The organism is Saccharothrix saharensis, from assembly GCF_006716745.1.
Taxonomy (GTDB): domain Bacteria; phylum Actinomycetota; class Actinomycetes; order Mycobacteriales; family Pseudonocardiaceae; genus Actinosynnema; species Actinosynnema saharense.
The window spans coordinates 5087149-5105866 of record NZ_VFPP01000001.1 but is presented as its reverse complement, the minus strand read 5'-3'; the positions used below and the strand labels follow the sequence as shown (position 1 = coordinate 5105866).

The window sequence follows — 18718 nt, the reverse complement described above, 5'->3', positions numbered from 1 at the left end:
CTGGATGCGCAACGACGCGCGATGTCAAACGCGGGTACGTAGGGTCGGCGGGGTGGGAGACACGGGACCTGGACGGATCGAGGACTACGCGCTGCTGTCCGACCTCAGGACGGCGGCCCTGGTGGGACGGGACGGGTCGATCGACTGGCTGTGCATGCCGCGGTTCGACTCGCCGTCCTGCTTCTCGCGGCTGCTCGGCACCGAGGACGACGGGCACTGGCGGATCGCGCCGGTCGCCGAGGCGCTGTCGGTGCGGCGGTCCTACCGGGACGGCGGCCTGGTGCTGGAGACCGAGTTCGAGACGGTGGACGGCGTGGTGCGGCTGATCGACACCATGCCGCCCGAGCAGGACGACTGGGACGCCGACACGCGGGTCGTGCGCGTGCTGGAAGGCGTGTCGGGGCAGGTCGAGATGTCGTTGCGGTGGGTGCTGCGGTTCGCCTACGCCGACTCGGTGCCGTGGGTGCGCCGCGGCGAGCGCGACGGGCAGGAGTGCATCGTGGCGCTGGCCGGGCCGTCGGCCGTCGCGCTGTACGGCGACCGGCTGCCGTACCGGGTGCACGGCGAGCGCGCGCACGAGGCCGAGTTCACCATCTCGGCGGGCGAGCGGCTGTCGTGGGTGATGGAGTTCGCGTACTCGCCCGACGAGCCGCCCGCGCCGGTGGACGCGCTGGCCGAGGTGGCGCGGTCGGAGGCGTTCTGGCTGGCCTGGTCGTCCCGGATCGGCTACGACGGGCCGCACGCGCAGGCCGTGCGGCGGTCGCTGGTCACGTTGAAGGGCCTGTCCTACGCGCCGACCGGCGGGATCGTGGCCGCGCCGACGACGTCGCTGCCGGAGACGTTCGGCGGCGAGCGCAACTGGGACTACCGGTACTGCTGGCTGCGCGACGCCACGTTCACGTTGCTGGCGCTGGACAACTTCGGCTGCACGGACGAGGCGGCGGCGTGGCGCAAGTGGCTGCTGCGCGCCGTCGCGGGCGACCCGGCGGACCTGCAGATCATGTACGGCCTGGGCGGCGAGCGGCACCTGGTGGAGTGGGAGGTCGACTGGCTGCCCGGCTACCGGGGCGCGCGGCCGGTGCGGGTCGGCAACGCGGCCTACCGGCAGTTGCAGCTCGACGTGTACGGCGAGGTGATGGACGCGCTGCACCTGGCCCGGGAACGCGGGCTCGGCGAGACGCCCGACTCGTGGGCGATGCAGCGCGGCATGATGCGGCACCTGGAGAAGGTGTGGGAGCGGCCGGACAAGGGCCTGTGGGAGGTGCGCGGGCCGGACCGGCACTTCACCCACTCGCGGGTGATGCTGTGGGTGGCGTTCGACCGGGCGGTGCGGGCGGTGGAGGAGTTCGGCCTGCCCGGTCCGGTGGAGCGGTGGCGCGAGCTGCGCGCCACCGTGCACGCGGAGGTGCTGGCCAAGGGCTGGAACGAGGAGCTGGGCTCGTTCACCCAGTACTACGGCGGCACGGAGCTGGACGCGGCCACCTTGCTCATCCCGGCGGTCGGCTTCCTGCCCGGTGACGACCCGAGGGTGGTCGGCACTCTGGACGCGGTCGCGCGGGTGCTCAAGCGCGGCGACCTGGTCGACCGGTACGAGACGTCGCACGGCGAGTCCGAAGTGGACGGCCTGGCCGGTGTCGAGGGAAGCTTCCTGGCGTGCTCGTTCTGGTACGTCGACGCGCTCGCGTTGGCCGGGCGACGCGAGGAGGCGCTGGCGATGTACGACCGGCTGGTCGACCTGTGCAACGACGTGGGCCTGTTGGCGGAGGAGTACGACGCGGGCAGCGGGCGGATGCTCGGCAACTTCCCGCAGGCGTTCAGCCACCTGGCGCTGGTGAACAGCGCGGCGGTGCTGTTCGGCGGCCACACCCGCGACGAGCGCCACCGCGGCGGTGCGGCGTGAGGGCGGCGGAGGTCGTGCCCGGGAAGCCGTCGGCGTCGCGGGTGGTGGAGCGCGAGGTCGTGCCGGTCGACGGCGAGCTGGTGGTGGAGGGCCTGCTGGCGGGCGTGTGCGGCACCGACGTGGAGATCGTCCGCGACGGCTTCGGCTGGTTGCCGCCCGGCCGCGAGCACATCGTGCCGTTCCACGAGTCGCTGGGCCGGGTGCTGTCCGCGCCGGAGGACTGCGGGTTCTACGAGGGCGACCTGATCGCCGGGGTGGTGCGCCGGCCGGACCCCGAGCCGTGCCCGGCGTGCGCGGTGGACGCGTGGGACTTCTGCCGCAACGGCAAGTACACCGAGCGCGGCATCAAGGAGCTCGACGGGTACGGGGTGCAGCGCTGGACCGTGCCGCCGAAGTTCGCGGTGAAGCTCGACCCCACGCTGGGCGACGCGGGCGTGCTGACCGAACCCGCGTCGGTGGTGGCCAAGGCGTGGGCGCAGGCGTCGGCGGTGGCCGCGCGGTCGCACCTGCCGGTGCGGTCGGCGCTGATCACGGGCGCCGGCCCGATCGGCCTGCTGGCCGCGTTGCTGGGCGTGCAGCGCGGCCTGGCGGTGCACGTGGTCGACCGCGTCACCGACGGCCGCAAACCCGACCTGGTGACCGCGTTGGGCGCGACCTACCACCCGGACCTGGCGGAGGTCACCGCCGAGGTCGACGTGGCGATCGAGTGCACCGGCGCCGCACCGCTGATCTGGGAGTGCGCCCGCCGCGCCTCGATCACCGTGCTCGCGGGCCTGAGCGGCGACCACGCCCCCGTGCCGCTGGACCCGGGCGTGTTCGACGGCATGGTGCTGGGCAACAAGACGATCGTGGGCACGGTCAACGCGGGGCTGCCGGACTACCTGGCGGCCGCCGAGGCGCTGTCCGCCGCGAGCCGCCCCTGGCTGAACGGCCTGATCACCCGCCGCGTCCCGCTGGAGCGGTTCACCGACGCCCTGGAGAAGGAACCCGACGACGTGAAGGTGGTCGTGGACCTGACCTGACGGTGCCGGCCGTGAACCGGACTAGCGGCGCAGGAGTTCGTCGATGTCCTCCGGCTTCATCGGCTTGGCGAAGAACCAGCCCTGGCCCGTGTCGCAGCCGATCCGGTGCAGGCGCTTGGCCTGCGCCGGGGTCTCGACGCCCTCCGCGGTGACGCCCAGTTGCAGCGCGTGGGCCAGTTGCACGAGCGTCGAGACGATCTGGGCGTCCACCGCGTCCTCCTCGTCCGCCGCCCGCAGGCCCTCCATGAACGAGCCCGCGATCTTCAGCTCGTGCACCGGCAGGTGCTTGAGGTAGGCCAGGTTCGAGTAGCCCGTGCCGAAGTCGTCGATCGCGATCCGCACGCCCATCTCCGACAACGCCCGCAGCGCCTCCAGCGGCTCGTCGGCGGTGCCCATGATCGCGCTCTCGGTCAGCTCCAGCTGCAGGTGGTGCGGCGGCAGGGCGCACTCGTCCAGGATCCGCTTCACGTCCCGCACCAGCTCCGGGTCGCGGGACTGGCGCACGGCCAGGTTCACCGACACGAACGGCGCGGAGTCGCCGAACTCCTGCCGCCACCGCCGTGCCTGCTCGCACGCCCGCCGCAGCACCCACCGGCCCAGCGGGACGATCAGCCCGGTCTCCTCGGCCAGCTCGATGAACCGGTCCGGCGCGAGCCGCCCGAACTCCGGGTGCTGCCAGCGCACCAGCGCCTCGACGCCGACCACCGTGCTGTCCTCCAGCCGCACCAGCGGCTGGTAGTCCACGTAGAACTCGTCGCGCTCCAACGCCGCCGGCATCGTCGCCGACAGGGTGAAGCGGGCGACCTCCTTGGCGTTGCGCTCCGGGTTGTAGAGCGCCCACCGCGACTTGCCGTCCGCCTTCGCCCAGTACAGCGTGATGTCCGCGTCGCGCATCAGGTCGGCCGCCGTGGTGCCGGACAGCGCGCGCTCGACGATGCCGATCGACGCCGACACGGTCAGCTCGTGCCCGCCGATCCGGATCGGCGACTCCAGCTCGCGCAGCACCCGGTCGGCGACGTCGACGATGTCCTGCGTGTCGCGCGAGCCCTCCACCAGGATGACGAACTCGTCACCACCCATCCGGGCGACGAGCTTGCCCTCGCCGGACACCGAGTGGTCCAGCCGCCGCCCGACCTCGACCAGCAACTGGTCGCCGATGTCGTGACCGAGGCTGTCGTTGATCACCTTGAACCCGTCCAGGTCCAGGTAGCACAGGCCGGCGCGGTGGCGCGCCCGGTTGTTGAACACCCGGCCGAGGCGTTCCAGGAACAGCGCCCGGTTGGGCAGGCCGGTCAACGGGTCGTGCAGCGCCTGGTAGCGCAGCCGGTTCTGCAGCAGGTGGCGGTCGGTGACGTCCTCGATCATCGCCACCTGGTACTGCGGGTCGCCGTGGTCGTCGCGCACCAGCGACAGCGTCAGGTGCGTCCACACCTGCTCGCCGTCGGCGCGGCGGAACCGCTTCTCCGCCCGGTAGTGGTCGCACTCGCCCGCGGTGAGCTGGTCGTACAGCCGCCAGACGTTGCCGCCGTCCTCGGGGTGCATCAGGTCGCGGATGTTGTACTGCCGCATCTCCTCGACGCTGAACCCGAGCATGTCCTGCAACGCCTGGTTCACGTCCAGGATGCGGCCCTCGATGTCGGCGATGCCGATGCCGATCGCGGCCTCGGTGAACATGGCCCGGAACCGCGCCTCGGACGCGCGCAACGCGGCTTCGGCCTGGTCGCGGGCGTCCAGCACGGCCGCGCGGATCGCCTCCTGCTCGGCCAGCGTGCGCTCGCGCAGCGCACGGGCGTACCCGGCGGCCAACGCGCCCTGCAACGCCGCCAGGCGCGAACGCATCAGCTCGTCGGGCTGGATGCCCAGCTCGCCGAGCAGGTCGTCGCCGAGCAGCTGCACGGTGCGGCCCAGCGTGTCGGTGCCGGTGAAGTGCGCCTCGACCAGGCGGGCACCGATCTCGTAGCCCGGCGCGGTGCGGAACGGGCTGGCGTGCAGCGCGTGCACCAGCACCTCGGTCAACGCCTGGAGGTGCTCGGCGACCTCGGCCCGCGTCATGGGGACGTAGCTGCTGCCGATGACCGCGGTGGCCCAGGTGCGGGCGAAGGACTCCGCCCCGGCCAGTACGGCGGGGTCGAGGTTCGATCGGCCCGGTGCTGCCACCAGATGGTCAACCTGTTCCGTCATGTCCGCCGGCCTACCGCCACAACCCAGAGGATACGGCCGGTCGCGGGGCGCGGTCGACAACCGCGCCGGGTCCGCGACCGGCGCCGCGGCCGTTCATCAGGCCTTCCGCCCGACGCCGCCGAAGCTGATGAAGTGCGCCGCGCCCTCGTCCACGTCGTCCGGCGACTCGGGCCGCCACAGCGGCAGCCGCGCCACGCCCGGCTCGACCAGCTCGAACCCGTCGAACATGACCTCGACCTCGTGTTTCGGGCGGAAGCACATCTCGCTGACGCCCCGGTTGTAGACGACCTTCGCCTCGTCCCACGCCGGGTCCCACTCGCCCTCCTCGAACCCGGCGTGCGAGATCGCCAGGTAGCTGCCGCCGGGCAGGGCGTCGCGGTAGTCGGCCACGATCCCGCGCGGGTCCTCGTCGTCCGGCACGAAGTGCAGCAGGGCGATCATCAGCACGCCGATCGGCTCGTCGAAGTCCAGCAGCCCCTGCACCTCGGGCGAGGACAGCACCTGCTTGGCGTCGCGCACGTCGGTCTGCAGCACGTTGACCAGCTCGTTGCCGGTGAGGATGGCCCGGCTGTGCGCGACCGCGACGGCGTCCACGTCGACGTAGACGACCCGCGCGGCCGGGTCGGCGGCCTGCGCGATCTCGTGCACGTTGCCGACCGTGGGGATGCCGGAGCCCAGGTCCAGGAACTGGCGGATGCCCCGCGACAGCATGAACCGCACCGCGCGGCGCAGGAAAGCCCGGTGGTTGAGCACGATGCTCTTGATGATCGGCACGTCGGCCAGGACCTTGTCGGCCACGGCCCGGTCGACGGCGAAGTTGTGCGCGCCGCCGAGCCAGTAGTCGTAGACCCGCGCGATGCTCGGGCGGGCCAGGTCGATGTCGCCCGGCGCCCAGTTGGGCCGATCCACGCTGTCCACCCGAGATCTTCTCCTCTGACGTGCTCGTGTTCCCACCGTTGCGGTGACACCCACATCATGGGCCAATCCGGTGAGTTAGCACACCGTCGGTTTGCCGGAGTTCTCCAATCACCCACCACCGAGGTGATCACCGGGAAGAATGACGGCTCGTGAGGCACCTGTGGATCGCGGGCGCGGTCGTCTCGGCGGTGGCGGTCGTGCTGCTGGTCGTGCGGCACCGGCGCGGGCACAGCTTGCTGGTGCCGACCCTGACCGGCTCGATCGGCGCGTTCCTGCTGGTCGCGGGCTGGCTGTTCGTCGTCGACCCCGGCGCGCCGAAGAACGAGGCGATCAAGACCGGCGGCCTGGCGGGCGGCGCGCTGGTGGCGCTCTACGCGCTGTGGCTGAACGACCGGCGGCGTCGCACGGACGAGGAAAGGCAGCAGGTCGAGTCCGCGCGGCAGGAGCTGGAGAACGCGCGGGCCGAACACGATCGGTCGCGGGTCGCGGACGAGCGGTTCGCCCGATCGGTGGAACTGCTGGGTCACGACGCGGAGCAGGTGCGGGTGGGCGCGATGCACGCCCTGGCCGGCCTGGCGCGGTCCCGCCCGGAGTACACCCAGACCGTGCTCGACGTGCTGTGCGCCTACCTGCGGCGGCCGTTCGAGGGCCGGCCGGAGGACCGGGAGGAGCTGGAGGTCCGGCTCACCGCGCAGCGGCTGGTCGCCGACCTCCTGCCGCGCGCCGACGTCGAGGGCGGCCCGTCCTACAACCTCGACCTGACCAGGGCCTACCTGGAGTACTTCGACCTCTCGCACCGCCGGGTGGGTGAGCTGGTCCTGCGGGCGGCCCGGCTGAGGCGGTCGAACTCCTTCCACCACGCCGTCGTGCGCGGCGGCGCGTGGTTCACCGACGCCGAGAGCACCGGCCGGCTGTACCTGCACCACATGGCCTTCCACGACAAGGCCTGGTTCAGCCGGTTCTCGTGCGCGGACCGGGTCGACTGCACCGGGACGAGGTTCCTCGGCGCGAACAAGTTCGCCGGCGCGTCGTTCACCGGTGCGGTGAGCTTCGAGGGCTGCGAGTTCGCCGAGCCCATCGACTTCACCGACACGAGGTTCACCGGTGGCCTGAACCTGGCCCTGGGCAGGCCTTCGGTGGCCCGCACGCACGCGATGCACATCTCGCTGGCGCACGAGAACACCCTGCCCGACGGCTGGGTGGTGGAGCGCCGCGAGGACCGCGGCCTCGGACTGGTCAGGAGCTGACGTGCGGGGACGCTGGTTGCTGGTGGTGAGCGTGCTCGCGGCCGTCGTGGTGGCGGTCGCGACGACCGCGGTGCTGCTCCTGGTCGACCCGAAGCAGCCGAAGGCGGAGGCGATCAAGACCGGTGGGCTGGCGGGCGGCGCGATCGTCGCGCTGTACGCGCTGTGGCTCAACGACCGGCGCCGGCGCGTCGAGGAGGCGCGGCACGACCTGGAGAGCGAGAAGGCCGCCGACGAGCGGTTCGCGCGGGCGGTCGAGCTGCTGGGCAACGAGGCCGACCAGGTCAGGGTGGGTGCGATGCACGTGCTCGCCGGCCTGGCCCACACCACGCCCCGGTACAAGCAGACCGTGCTGAGCGTGCTGTGCGCGTACCTGCGGCGGCCGTTCGAGCACGCGGCGATCACCGCGAAGCCCGAGGACCCCGAGCAGGCGTTCTCCGGGAAGAAGCGCGCCGTCTCGCCCGAGGAGGACCGCGAGATGACCGTCCGGATGACCGCGCAGCGGCTCATCACGGACATGCTGCCCTGGGGCGAGGACGCGGACGACGCGCCGTACCAGCTCGACCTGACCGGGGCGAAGCTCGTGCACTTCCGGCTGGAGGGCCGCCGCTTCGGCCGGCTCGTCGCCCGCCGGGCGCACTTCTACGGCATCACGCAGTTCGGCGCGGCCGAGCTGAGCAAGCCCGCGCTGTTCTCCGGCGCCACGTTCCACGGCCGGCTGAACCTCCGCGACGCCCGGCTCGACGGCGGCCTGTCGTTCCAGGACGCCGCGTTCAAGGGCGAGGTCAACGTGACCGGTGCGAAGGTCGGCACGTTCCTGCACGTCGCGCCGCAGCCGCCGGACGAGCAGGTCGGCGAGCTGGAGGTGCTGCCGGGCACCGCGATGCGCACCGACCCGGCCGGCTGGCGGCTAACCGGCGACGGGCAGCCCCCGGCCCGCCTCCAGGACCATGTCCAGCAGGACTGACGCGGCGGCGCTCACCGTGGGCGTGGTGACCACGGCCGTCTCGGCGGTCGGCGCGTCGACCAGGTCCACGAACCGCGCCCGGGTCGACTTGCCCGCGAACGACGCGGGCACCAGCGCGACGCCGAGGCCGAAGCCGACGAAGTCGAGCAACGAGTGCACGTCGTTGACCTCGACCGCGACCTTGCGGTCCACGCCGGCGGTGGCCAGCGCGCGGTCCACGTCGTCCCGCGTGCCCCAGTCGCGGTTGAAGTCCACGAACGGCTGACCGGCCAGCTCGGCGAGCCGCACCGACTCCCGCTCGGCGAACGGCAGCTCCGGCGCGCACGCCAGCACCAGCGGCTCGCTGGACAGGGTCGACACCTTCAGGTCCTCGACCGCCCGGCCCGCGGTGACGAACGCGAGGTCCAGCCGCCCGGCCCGGACCAGGTCGACCAGCTCGCCCGAGCCCGCCTGCCGCAGCCGCAGCTCCACGCCGGGGTGCAGCTCGTGGAACCGGGCCAGCACCGCGGGCAGGTGGACGGCGTGCAGGCACTGGACGCTGCCGACGGCCAGCGTGCCGCGCAGCAGGCCCTGCACGGCGGCCACCGCGTCGCGCGCCGCGTCGATCGTGCCCAGCACGCGCCGCGCCTCGACCAGCAGCGCGCGTCCGGCCTGGGTCAGCTCCACCTGGCGGGTGCTGCGCACGAACAGCGGCGCGCCCAGCTCGACTTCCAGCGCCCGGATCGACGCGGAAAGACCCGATTGGGCGACGTGCATGCGCCGGGCGGCACGCGTGAAGTGGCACTCCTCGGCCACGGCGACGAAGTACTCGAGCTGCCGGAGTTCCACGATTCATCACCCGTACTGCTGAATTGCATCAGCTTCTTCTGTTGGACAGCTTAATGAGTACCGCCCAAGCTGGAGGAGCACAACCGCGACAGACGGAGGTACTGCCAGATGCTGACTCGCCGAATCGGAGGGGTCGAGGTCAGCGCCATCGGCCTGGGCGCGATGCCGATGTCGCTGGAAGGCCGTCCCGACCGCGCCCAGGCGATCGGGACGATCCGCACCGCCCTGGACAAGGGCGTGACGCTGATCGACACGGCGGACGCGTACTCGGCCGACGACAGCGACTTCGGGCACAACGAGGAGCTGATCGCCGAGGCGCTGAAGGGCGTCGACGGCGTCGTGGTCGCGACCAAGGGCGGCCACACCCGCGTTCCCGGCGGCGGCTGGGACGTCGACGGCCGGCCGGAGTACCTGAAGGCCGCGTGCGAGGCGTCGTTGCGCCGGCTCGGCGTGGACGCCATCGACCTCTACCAGTTCCACCGGCCCGACCCGAAGGTGCCGACGGCCGAGTCCGTCGGCGCGCTGGCCGAGCTGCTCGACGCGGGCAAGATCAAGCTCGCGGGCGTGTCCAACTTCAACCCCGCGCAGATCCGCGAGGCGAACGACGTCCTCGGCGGCCGGCTGGCGAGCGTGCAGAACCAGTTCTCGCCCGCCTTCCGGTCCAGCGAGCCGGAGCTGGAGCTGTGCGCCGAGCTGGACATCGCGTTCCTGCCCTGGAGCCCGCTGGGCGGCATGAGCGCGGCCGGGCAGCTGGGCGAGCGGTTCGGCGCGTTCGCCGAGGTCGGCCGGGAGCACGGGGTCAGCCCGCAGCAGGTGTGCCTGGCGTGGATGCTCGCCAAGGCGCCGCAGGTCGTGCCGATCCCGGGCTCCTCGCGGCCCGCCAGCATCTCCGACTCGGCCGACGCGGTGCACCTGCGGTTGTCGGAGGAGGAGCTGAAGCGCCTGGACGGGTGACGTCCTGCGGATGCGGCGGTGGGCGTCCGGCCTGACGATCCAGGTCGGACGTACCGGCACTGCCGACCGAATGGGGGCGCGGATGGCGACGCACACCCGGCTGCGCACGGTGATCGCCCGACCGGGTGCGCTCACGATCACGCTCGCGACCGTCCCGGCACCCGGCGCGGAAGCGCGGCCGGGGGTGCCGCGGACCACTTCGCGGGATCGCAGATCGCGAAGCACGAGGGCCGGGGCCGCACCGCGCGGCACCGGCCCCGCGCCGGGGCCTCCGTGCCCGTCCATCCACACGCCGACGAGCTCGGGCCGCTGCCGCACGGGTGGGACTACGAGACGATCCGGCAGTGGCGGGCGGCGGGGCGGTTCCCCGGCGACCGGAACCTCGTCAACGGCGACGACGGGCAGTTGCGCAGGATCGCGCTCGGCCGAGCGTTGCTCCGTTTTCGTGACTAATTAACACGAACCCTGGTGAATTGGTTAGAGGTGCCGCACACTGCCCAACGAGTCAACTCCCTGCACTGGCTCGAGGAGTCCCTGATGAACAACCTCGCACGCTCCGCAACCGCCTTGCTCGCCGCGGTCGGACTGGCCGTGCTCGGCCTGGCCGCGCCCGGATCGGCCAACGCCGCGCCCGTCGTCGAAGACCACGCCATGGGTTCCCAGATCGCCAAGCACGAAGGCCGCGGCGACCGGCGCGTCGTCATCCCGACCGACCCGAGCGCCCAGGCCGTCGTCTACGGCATCGACGTCAGCGGGCACCAGGGCAACGTCGACTGGAACTACTGGTGGGGCCAGGGCAAGCGGTTCGCCTACGTCAAGGCGACCGAGAGCACCACCTACCGCAACCCGTACTTCGCGCAGCAGTACAACGGCTCCTACAACGTCGGCATGATCCGCGGCGCGTACCACTTCGCGCTGCCGGACCGCTCCGCCGGCGCCACCCAGGCCGACTACTTCGTCAACAACGGCGGCGGCTGGTCCCGGGACGGCAAGACCCTGCCCGGCGCGCTGGACATGGAGTACAACCCGTACGGCTCCACCTGCTACGGGCTGTCCAAGGCGAGCATGACGGCCTGGATCAAGTCGTTCAGCGACCGCTACCAGGCCCGCACCGGCCGCTGGCCGGTCATCTACACGTCCACGAGCTGGTGGTCCCAGTGCGTGAGCGGCGACTTCAGCTCCACCAACCCGCTGTGGGTCGCCCGCTACTCGTCCACCGTCGGCACCCTGCCCTACGCGTGGCCGTTCTACACGTTCTGGCAGTACTCGTCGTCACCGATCGACCAGAACCAGTTCAACGGCGCCTACGACCGGCTCCAAGCGCTCGCCAACGGCTGACCGCCGGGTGGTCGGCCGGGGCGTTCCCCCGGCCGACCACCCTGCCGGATCAGTCGAACAACGCCGGGAGGGTGCCCTCCCAGGCTTCGCGCAGCTCGGCCAGCGGCAGCGAGCCCAGCTCCTGGACCTCCAGCGCGTCGGACTCCGGGTCCACCACGCCGACCTTGCGCCACGGCAGGCCGCGCGCGGTGCACATGTCGGTGAACCGCAGTTCCTCGGTGCGCGGCACGGCCACCAGCACGCGGGCCGTCGACTCGCTGAACAGCTCGGTGAACAGGTCGCCCTCGAGGAACACCCGCGCACCGACCTCGCCGATCAGGCAGGTCTCCACCAGCGCCTGCGCCAGGCCGCCGTCGGACAGGTCGTGCGCGGCGGACAGCATGCCGTCGCGCGAACCCGCCACCAGCACCTCGCCCAGCAGCTTCTCCCGCGCCAGGTCCACCTTCGGCGGCAGACCGCCCAGGTGCCCGTGCACGACGTGCGCCCACTCCGAGCCGCCGAACTCGGCGCGCGTCTCACCCAGCAGCAGCAGCGTCTCGCCCGCCTCCGCGCCGATCCCGGTCGGGATGCGGCGGCGGACGTCGTCGATCACGCCCAGCACGCCCACCACCGGCGTCGGCAGGATCGCCGTCGAACCGGTCTGGTTGTAGAAGCTGACGTTGCCGCCGGTCACCGGGATGCCCAGCTCGACGCACCCGTCCGCGAGGCCCTTCACGGCCTGCTCGAACTGCCACATCACCGCCGGGTCCTCCGGCGAGCCGAAGTTCAGGCAGTTCGTGACCGCGACCGGCGTCGCGCCCGTCGTCGCCACGTTCCGGTACGCCTCGGCCAGCGCCAACTGCGCGCCCGCGTACGGGTCCAGCCTGGCGTAGCGGCCGTTGCAGTCCGTGGACAGCGCCACGCCCCGGTTGGTCGACTCGTCAATGCGGATCATGCCCGAGTCAGCGGGCTGCGCGAGCACCGTGCCGCCGCGCACGTACCGGTCGTACTGCTGGGTCACCCACCGCTTCGACGCCAGGTTCGGCGACGCGGCCATGGTCTTCACCAGGTCGAGCAGCTCGTCCTTCGCCGGCTTCGGCAGCCGGTCCGGCGTGTCGGCCTGCACGGCGTCCTGGTCCGCGGGCCGCTCGATCGGCCGGTCGTAGACCGGGCCCTCGTGCGCGACCGTGCGCGGCGGCACGTCCAGCACGACCTCGTCGTGCCACGTGATCACCAGCCGGTCGCCCTCGGTGACCTCGCCGATCTCGGTCGCGATGACGTCCCACTTCGCGCAGACCGCCATGAACGCGTCCAGGTCCTCCGGCCGCACGACCGCGCACATGCGCTCCTGCGACTCGCTGGACAGGATCTCCGCGGGCGTCATGCCCGACGCGCGCAGCGGCACCCGGTCCAGGTAGACGTGCATGCCGCCGTCACCGGCGCTGGCCAGCTCCGACGTCGCGCACGCCAGGCCCGCGCCGCCCAGGTCCTGGATGCCGACGACGATCCGCTCGGCGAACAGCTCCAGGCAGCACTCGATCAGCACCTTCTCGGTGAACGGGTCGCCCACCTGCACGCTGGGCAGCTTCTTGCGCTTGCCCGCCGTGTCGTCGAACGTCTCGGAGGCCAGCACGGACACGCCACCGATGCCGTCCAGGCCCGTGCGGGCACCGAACAGGATCACCTTGTTGCCGGTGCCCGAGGCGTGCGCCAGGTGCAGGTCCTCGACCCGCATCGCACCCACGCACAGGGCGTTGACCAGCGGGTTGCCCGCGTAGGTCGCGTCGAACACGACCTCGCCACCGATGTTGGGCAGGCCCAGGCAGTTGCCGTAGCCGCCGACGCCCGCCACGATGCCCGGCAGCACCCGGCGGGTGTCCGGCGCGTCGGCCGGGCCGAACCGCAGCGGGTCCATCACGGCCAGCGGGCGGGCGCCCATCGCCAGGATGTCGCGCACGATGCCGCCCACACCCGTCGCCGCGCCCTGGTACGGCTCGACGTAGGACGGGTGGTTGTGGCTCTCGGCCTTGAACGTGATCGCCCAGCCGTCGCCGATGTCGACCACGCCCGCGTTCTCGCCGATGCCCGCGAGCATCTTCGCGCGCATCTCGTCCGTGGTCGTCTCGGAGAAGTACTTCAGGTGCACCTTGGACGACTTGTAGGAGCAGTGCTCGCTCCACATCACCGAGTACATGGCCAGCTCGGCGTCCGTGGGGCGGCGGCCCAGGATCTCCTTGATGCGGGCGTACTCGTCGTCCTTGAGGCCCAGCTCCTTGTAGGGCTGCTCCTGGTCCGGCGTGCTCTCCGCGTTCTTGACGGTGTCGACGGTCATCAGGCCTTCACCACCGAGTCGACGAGGGACAGGAACATGCCCAGGCCGTCGTCGGTCGGGCCGGTGAGCGCGTCGATCGCGTGCTCGGGGTGCGGCATCAGGCCGACCACCCGGCCGTTGGCGCTGGTGATGCCCGCGATGTCGTTGCGCGAGCCGTTCGGGTTCTCGCCGACGTAGCGGAACACCACGCGGCCCTCGCCCTCCAGCTCGTCCAGGGTGGACTGGTCGGCCTGGTAGCCGCCCTCACCGGACTTGAGCGGCACGAGGATCTCCGCGCCCTGGTCGTACCGGCTCGTCCAGGCGGTGGAGTTGTTCTCGACCTTCAGCCACTGGTCGCGGCACACGAAGTGCAGCTTGTGGTTGCGGACGAGCGCGCCGGGCAGCAGGTGCGCCTCGCAGAGGATCTGGAAGCCGTTGCAGATGCCGAGGACCGGCATGCCCTTCTTGGCCGCGTCGACGACCTCGGTCATGACGGGCGCGAACCGGGCGATCGCGCCGCAGCGCAGGTAGTCGCCGTAGGAGAACCCACCGGGCACGATGACCGCGTCGACGCCCTTGAGGTCGTGATCGGCGTGCCAGAGCTTGACCGCCTCCCCGCCCGCGTACCGGACCGCGCGCTCGGCGTCGACGTCGTCCAGCGTGCCGGGGAACGTGATGACCCCGACCCTCATGCCTCCACCCGCCTCACGACCCAGTCCTCGATGACGGGGTTGGCGAGGAACGTCTCGGCGATCTTGGCGAGCGTGGCGTCGTCGACGTCTTCGGCGACCTCCAGCTCGAAGTGCTTGCCCTGGCGGACAGAGGTGATTCCGTCGAACCCGAGACGGGGCAGCGCGTTGGCCACCGCCTGTCCTTGCGGGTCGAGGATTTCGGGCTTCGGCATGACGTCGACGACGACTCGGGCCACGACAGGCTGCTCCAAGGTAGGAGGGCTGGCGGTACTGCCAAAGCCTACCTGACCAGGGTGTTCATCAACTTCACCGGTGGCGGACGGCACACGTTCACCGGAGATCACCCGATCGTGATGCGGCGTTCGGCGCCCGGTTCCTGCTAACCTGATCACAGCCGAGGCTGTTGAGCCGAGGAAGTGAGCGCGGTCTCCCTCCGGACGGTGGGCGGCCGCGCTTCGCGCTGTCTACGGCCAGTCGAGCCGGATCACGGAACCGATCACCGGCGCGGCACGACGAGCCCACTCACCGCCCGCGCCGGTGCACCAGGCGGCGATGTCCGCCAGCCAGAGGAGCGGTTCGTCGAAACTGGCGCAGTGCTCGTAGACGAGTCGACTCTGCTCGGGGTACTTGTCCAGCACGCGGCGAATGGTGTGCGCGTCCAGGAAATCCCGGTCCTGGCGGCTGTCGAGGACCAGCCGATGTCCCTTCAGGTCGAGCAGGTCTTCCGCCAGCCTCGCCAGGCACTCCTGTCGAGCGCGTTCCTCACCCTGGCGGCAGTTCGACCGGTAGACGTCGACCCGGGCACCCAGCTCGACCACTTTCGCCAGCAGCAGCTTGCGCCGAGCCTGCTTCTCCTTGCAGAAGTGCAGTTCCCGCTGGCCGGGGAAGAGCAGGCGGCGAAGCCCCGACCGCAAGCTCCTGAGGTCTCCGGGTCGCACTACCGCCGCCGCCAGGTAGTACGTGTCATTTCGCCGGGACTCGTCCACAAATGCGTGCACACTCACGGTCGGGTATCGGCACCGCGCCGGTCGTTCCGAAGCGCTTCAGCCCGAACGTGCGTTCGCTGGACCACTGGTACCACCGGCCAAGCGGCCCGTTCGCTATCGGCTGATGTGGTGGCAGCACGGCCGGGTCGGCCGCAGGGTGGGGATCATGCGGATCCTGGTGCTCGGTGGGACGGTGTTCCTCAGCAAGGCGACGGCGGCCGAGGCGGTGCGGCGGGGGCACGAGGTGGTCTGCGCGGCGCGTGGGGAGTCCGGGCGGGTGCCCGACGGGGCGGTGCTCGTGCCCGTCGACCGGGACGTCGACCTGGGGCCGTTGGAGGGCGCGCACTTCGACGCGGTGGTGGACGTGGCCAAGATGTCGGTCACGTGGGTGCGGCGGGCGTTGAGGGCGGTGACGGCGGACCACTGGACGTTCGTCTCCAGTTGCTCGGTCTACGCCGACCACTCCGTCCCCGGCACGACCGCCACGCTGGAGCCGCTGGAGGACGACCCGGCCGCGCCGATGTCGTCCGAGCGCTACGGCGCGATCAAGGTCGCGAGCGAGCACGCCGTCCTGGACGCCGTCGGCGACCGCGCGTTCATTGTCCGCGCCGGCCTCATCACCGGCCCCGGCGACCCGAGCGACCGGTTCGGGTACTGGCCCAACCGGCTGTCCCGGGGTGGCCGGGTCGCCGTGCCGGACGCGCCCGACCAGCCGGCTCAGCACGTCGACGCGCGCGACCTCGCCACGTGGATCGTGGACGCCGCCGAGCGGCGCACCGCCGGCACGTACGACGCGGTCGGCCCGGCCAACCCGTTGTCGCTGGTCCTGGGCGAGGTCGCGGGCGCGGTGGCGCCACCCGGAACGGTGCTGGTCCGCATCCCGGAGCCGGTCCTCCAGCGGCACGGCGTGGAGCCGTGGACGGGGCCGAAGTCGCTGCCGCTGTGGCTGCCGCCGTCGCACCGGGCGATGATGTTCCGCGACGCGGGCCCCGCGCTGGCCGCGGGCCTGCGGGTCCGGCCCACGGCCGAGACGGCGGTGGACGCGTTGGCGCACGAACGAGCCCTCGGCCCGGACCGCACCCGGCGGGCGGGCCTGCCGCCGGACGTGGAGGACGCCCTGCTGCTCGAGGTGGGGTGAACCGGCCACGCCAGAGAGGAGCACCCGGATGCTGATCGCCCACTTCGGGCACTCGTGCCTGCTGGTCGACACAGGCGCGGCGCGGCTGCTGTTCGACCCCGGCGTCTACTCGTCGGGCTTCGAGCAGGTCGAGGGCCTGGACGCGATCCTGATCACCCACGAGCACCGCGACCACGTCGACCTCGACAAGCTGCCCGCGGTCCGCGCGGCGAACCCGGGCGCACGGCTGTTCGCCCCGTTCGCCCTGGACGGCGCGGAGGTCGTCGGGCCCGGTGCGGTGCTGGAGGTCGGCGGCTCGGTCGTCACCGTCCTCGACGCGCCGCACGAGGTCATCCACGAACGGGTCGAGCTGCCGGTGAACGTGGGCTACCTGGTCGACCACGGCGCGTTCTACCACCCCGGCGACTCGCTGACCGTGCCCGGGCAGCGCGTCGACGTGCTCGGGCTGCCCACGGCCGCGCCCTGGCTGAAGGTCTCCGAGGCGGCGGACTTCCTGGCCCGGGTCGGCCCGCGCAAGGCCGTGCCGATCCACGAGGCGGTCCTGGCGCAGACCGAGATCTTCTACCGCGTCCTGGTCGGCACCGCACCCGACGGCGTCGAGGTGGTCGTGCTGCCGCGCGGCGAGGCGGTCGAGCTGTAGGTCGTGGCCGACGCGCCGTGGTGCAGGGCCAGGTCCACGGCCTCCAGCACCGCCTCCCGCAGCGCGAGCCGGTCCAGGTCCGCCGCGTCCACGCCGATCCGGACGAGCCCGCCGCGCCGCGCGGCCCGGCCGACGCCGAGCAGGTGGCTCCAGTGCTCGCCGACCACCCGCACGCGCCCCGGCCGCACGTCGCCGGTGCGCAGGTCGCGCACGCCCGCCATGTCCGCGCACACCGCGAACCGGTGCCGCCGCAGCGCCACCACCGTGCCCGGCGACGCGAGCCACCGCGGTGGCGCGAACAGGTCCGTGGCCAGCCCCAACCGCCCGAGCGCGGCCCGTGCCGCGACCAGCCGCAGTCCCGCTTCGTGCGCGGGCAGGGCGGCGAACTCCGCACGGCGGCCCAGCGCCGAGGCCCGGCGCGCCGGGTCCGGCTGGTGGTCGAAGCCGTGGAGAACCAGCGCGTCACCGGCCGACACCCGCCGCCGCACCCAGGCCAGCGCCTCACCGGGCACGGCCTTGCGCGGCGCGAGGAGCAGCGACAGCGGCACCCGTCGCCGGTCGAGCTCGGCGGCGAGGTCGGCGCACCGGGCGAGCGTGCTCGGCCCGACGCCGGACAGCGAGACCACGAGTTCGGCGACCACGGCTCCAGTGCGCACCACCGGCGTGTCGCCCGCCTCAAGACGAGGTGACGCCGGGGTGCGCAGCCGGCGAACTATTCGGGGCTGGGCCAGTCCGCGAACGACCGCCCGGTGATCCGCTCGTACGCCTCCACGTACCGCGACCGGGTGGCGGCGACGACGTCGTCGGGCAGCGGTGGCGGCGGGGTGTCGGACGCCCGGTCCCAGCCGGAGGCGGGCGAGGTCAGCCAGTCGCGCACGTACTGCTTGTCGAACGACGGCTGCACGTGACCCGGCGCGTACCCGTCCAGCGGCCAGTACCGCGACGAGTCCGGCGTCAGCACCTCGTCGCCGAGCACCAGCGCGCCGGACCGGTCCAGCCCGAACTCGAACTTCGTGTCCGCCAGGATCACGCCGCGCGAGCGGGCGAACTCCCGCGCCGCGCCGTAGACCTCCAGCGTGACGTCGCGCAGCCGGGCCGCGAGCGACGCGCCGAGCTGCGCTTCGACGTGCTCGAACGACACGTTCTCGTCGTGCGCGCCGAGCTCCGCCTTGGTCGCGGGCGTGAAGATCGGCGGCGTCAGCTCCGACGCCTCCACCAGCCCGGACGGCAGTTCCACCCCGCACACCGACCCGGTCCGCCGGTACTCGGCCATGCCGGACCCGGTCAGGTAGCCGCGGGCCACGCACTCGACCTGGACCATGTCCAGCCGCCGCACCAGCAGCGCGCGGCCGCGCACCTCGGCGGGGATGCGCGGGTCGTCCCACGCCACCAGGTGGTTGGGCGTCAAGTCCGCGAACTCCTCGAACCAGAACACGCTCATCGCGGTGAGCACCCGTCCCTTGTCGGGGATCGGGGTGGTCAGCACGTGGTCGTAGGCGGAGATCCGGTCGGAGGCCACGAACAGCAGCAGGTCGTCGTCCACTTCGTGGACCTGACGGACCTTGCCTGCGGCGACCTGCTGGTAGTCAGCGAGCTTGGGCACGGGCCGAAGCGTACTTC

At 72.2% G+C, this 18718-nt stretch carries 18 protein-coding genes; 9 read left to right on the top strand and 9 right to left on the bottom strand.

The genetic code is table 11. From position 1 onward, the window contains the following. The first annotated feature begins 4 nt into the window (after window positions 1-4). Together FHX81_RS22640 and FHX81_RS22635 are read left to right on the top strand one after the other, a co-directional pair. Window positions 5-1900 (top strand): glycoside hydrolase family 15 protein, encoded by a 1896-nt coding sequence (locus tag FHX81_RS22640; RefSeq protein WP_170232450.1) that lies wholly within the window; start codon window positions 5-7, stop codon window positions 1898-1900. Beyond that, the gene (locus FHX81_RS22635; protein WP_141980053.1) at window positions 1897-2922 is read left to right on the top strand and encodes an alcohol dehydrogenase catalytic domain-containing protein; all 1026 of its coding nucleotides are present in this window, start codon (window positions 1897-1899) and stop codon (window positions 2920-2922) included. Before FHX81_RS22640 ends, FHX81_RS22635 begins: the two co-directional genes overlap by 4 nt. Window positions 2923-2943: 21 nt before the next feature. Here the strand turns inward: FHX81_RS22635 and FHX81_RS22630 are convergent, their stop codons facing one another. Together FHX81_RS22630 and FHX81_RS22625 are read right to left on the bottom strand one after the other, a co-directional pair. Then, entirely contained in the window at window positions 2944-5103 is a 2160-nt protein-coding gene (locus FHX81_RS22630) for a putative bifunctional diguanylate cyclase/phosphodiesterase (protein WP_211363545.1), read from the bottom strand. 96 nt (window positions 5104-5199) lie between these two features. Then, window positions 5200-6021: an SAM-dependent methyltransferase gene (locus FHX81_RS22625; RefSeq protein ID WP_141980052.1), complete on the bottom strand. Its 822-nt coding sequence runs from the start codon at window positions 6019-6021 to the stop codon at window positions 5200-5202. A gap of 149 nt (window positions 6022-6170) precedes the next feature. On the opposite strand from FHX81_RS22625, the gene FHX81_RS22620 reads away from it, so the two are divergent. Both FHX81_RS22620 and FHX81_RS22615 read left to right on the top strand, forming a co-directional pair. After that, the gene (locus FHX81_RS22620) at window positions 6171-7268 is read left to right on the top strand and encodes a pentapeptide repeat-containing protein (RefSeq protein WP_141980051.1); all 1098 of its coding nucleotides are present in this window, start codon (window positions 6171-6173) and stop codon (window positions 7266-7268) included. Window position 7269: 1 nt separating this feature from the next. Then, entirely contained in the window at window positions 7270-8232 is a 963-nt protein-coding gene (locus FHX81_RS22615; protein WP_141980050.1) for a pentapeptide repeat-containing protein, read from the top strand. Here the strand turns inward: FHX81_RS22615 and FHX81_RS22610 are convergent. Continuing rightward, entirely contained in the window at window positions 8176-9060 is an 885-nt protein-coding gene (locus tag FHX81_RS22610) for a LysR family transcriptional regulator (protein ID WP_141980049.1), read from the bottom strand. The genes FHX81_RS22615 and FHX81_RS22610 overlap by 57 nt on opposite strands. 108 nt (window positions 9061-9168) lie before the next feature. Between FHX81_RS22610 and FHX81_RS22605 the strand changes: the two genes are divergently transcribed. The 3 genes from FHX81_RS22605 to FHX81_RS22595 all read left to right on the top strand — a co-directional run bounded on the left by FHX81_RS22605 (window position 9169) and on the right by FHX81_RS22595 (window position 11352). Further along, window positions 9169-10014 carry an aldo/keto reductase gene (locus tag FHX81_RS22605; RefSeq protein WP_141980048.1) on the top strand — a complete coding sequence of 282 codons (846 nt, stop codon included), beginning with the start codon at window positions 9169-9171 and terminating at the stop codon, window positions 10012-10014. 273 nt (window positions 10015-10287) lie between these two features. Then, on the top strand, window positions 10288-10467 hold the full coding sequence (locus FHX81_RS22600) for a hypothetical protein (protein ID WP_141980047.1): 180 nt from the start codon (window positions 10288-10290) through the stop codon (window positions 10465-10467). Between the two features lie 84 nt (window positions 10468-10551). Further along, window positions 10552-11352 carry a lysozyme gene (locus FHX81_RS22595; RefSeq protein WP_141980046.1) on the top strand — a complete coding sequence of 267 codons (801 nt, stop codon included), beginning with the start codon at window positions 10552-10554 and terminating at the stop codon, window positions 11350-11352. Window positions 11353-11401: 49 nt separating this feature from the next. Here FHX81_RS22595 and purL read toward each other — a convergent pair whose 3' ends face one another. From purL to FHX81_RS22575, 4 genes are all read right to left on the bottom strand, one after another. Then, the gene (gene purL, locus FHX81_RS22590) at window positions 11402-13663 is read right to left on the bottom strand and encodes a phosphoribosylformylglycinamidine synthase subunit PurL (protein ID WP_141980045.1); all 2262 of its coding nucleotides are present in this window, start codon (window positions 13661-13663) and stop codon (window positions 11402-11404) included. After that, on the bottom strand, window positions 13663-14334 hold the full coding sequence (purQ, locus tag FHX81_RS22585; RefSeq protein ID WP_141980044.1) for a phosphoribosylformylglycinamidine synthase subunit PurQ: 672 nt from the start codon (window positions 14332-14334) through the stop codon (window positions 13663-13665). The genes purL and purQ overlap by 1 nt, the downstream gene beginning before the upstream one ends. Then, window positions 14331-14570, bottom strand: coding sequence for a phosphoribosylformylglycinamidine synthase subunit PurS (gene purS, locus FHX81_RS22580; RefSeq protein ID WP_141984077.1), 240 nt, complete (start codon window positions 14568-14570; stop codon window positions 14331-14333). Before purS ends, purQ begins: the two co-directional genes overlap by 4 nt. 228 nt (window positions 14571-14798) lie before the next feature. Then, window positions 14799-15248, bottom strand: coding sequence for a hypothetical protein (locus FHX81_RS22575; RefSeq protein WP_246107928.1), 450 nt, complete (start codon window positions 15246-15248; stop codon window positions 14799-14801). A 238-nt stretch (window positions 15249-15486) separates the two neighbouring features. On the opposite strand from FHX81_RS22575, the gene FHX81_RS22570 reads away from it, so the two are divergent. Continuing rightward, window positions 15487-16458: an NAD-dependent epimerase/dehydratase family protein gene (locus FHX81_RS22570; RefSeq protein ID WP_141980042.1), complete on the top strand. Its 972-nt coding sequence runs from the start codon at window positions 15487-15489 to the stop codon at window positions 16456-16458. Between the two features lie 28 nt (window positions 16459-16486). Beyond that, window positions 16487-17098, top strand: coding sequence for an MBL fold metallo-hydrolase (locus FHX81_RS22565; protein WP_141980041.1), 612 nt, complete (start codon window positions 16487-16489; stop codon window positions 17096-17098). Here FHX81_RS22565 and FHX81_RS22560 read toward each other — a convergent pair. Next, window positions 17020-17739, bottom strand: a complete 720-nt coding sequence (locus FHX81_RS22560) for a DUF2334 domain-containing protein (protein WP_141984076.1) — start codon at window positions 17737-17739, stop codon at window positions 17020-17022. The genes FHX81_RS22565 and FHX81_RS22560 overlap by 79 nt on opposite strands. 71 nt (window positions 17740-17810) lie before the next feature. Beyond that, window positions 17811-18701 carry a phosphoribosylaminoimidazolesuccinocarboxamide synthase gene (locus tag FHX81_RS22555; protein WP_141980040.1) on the bottom strand — a complete coding sequence of 297 codons (891 nt, stop codon included), beginning with the start codon at window positions 18699-18701 and terminating at the stop codon, window positions 17811-17813. Window positions 18702-18718 lie beyond the last annotated feature (17 nt).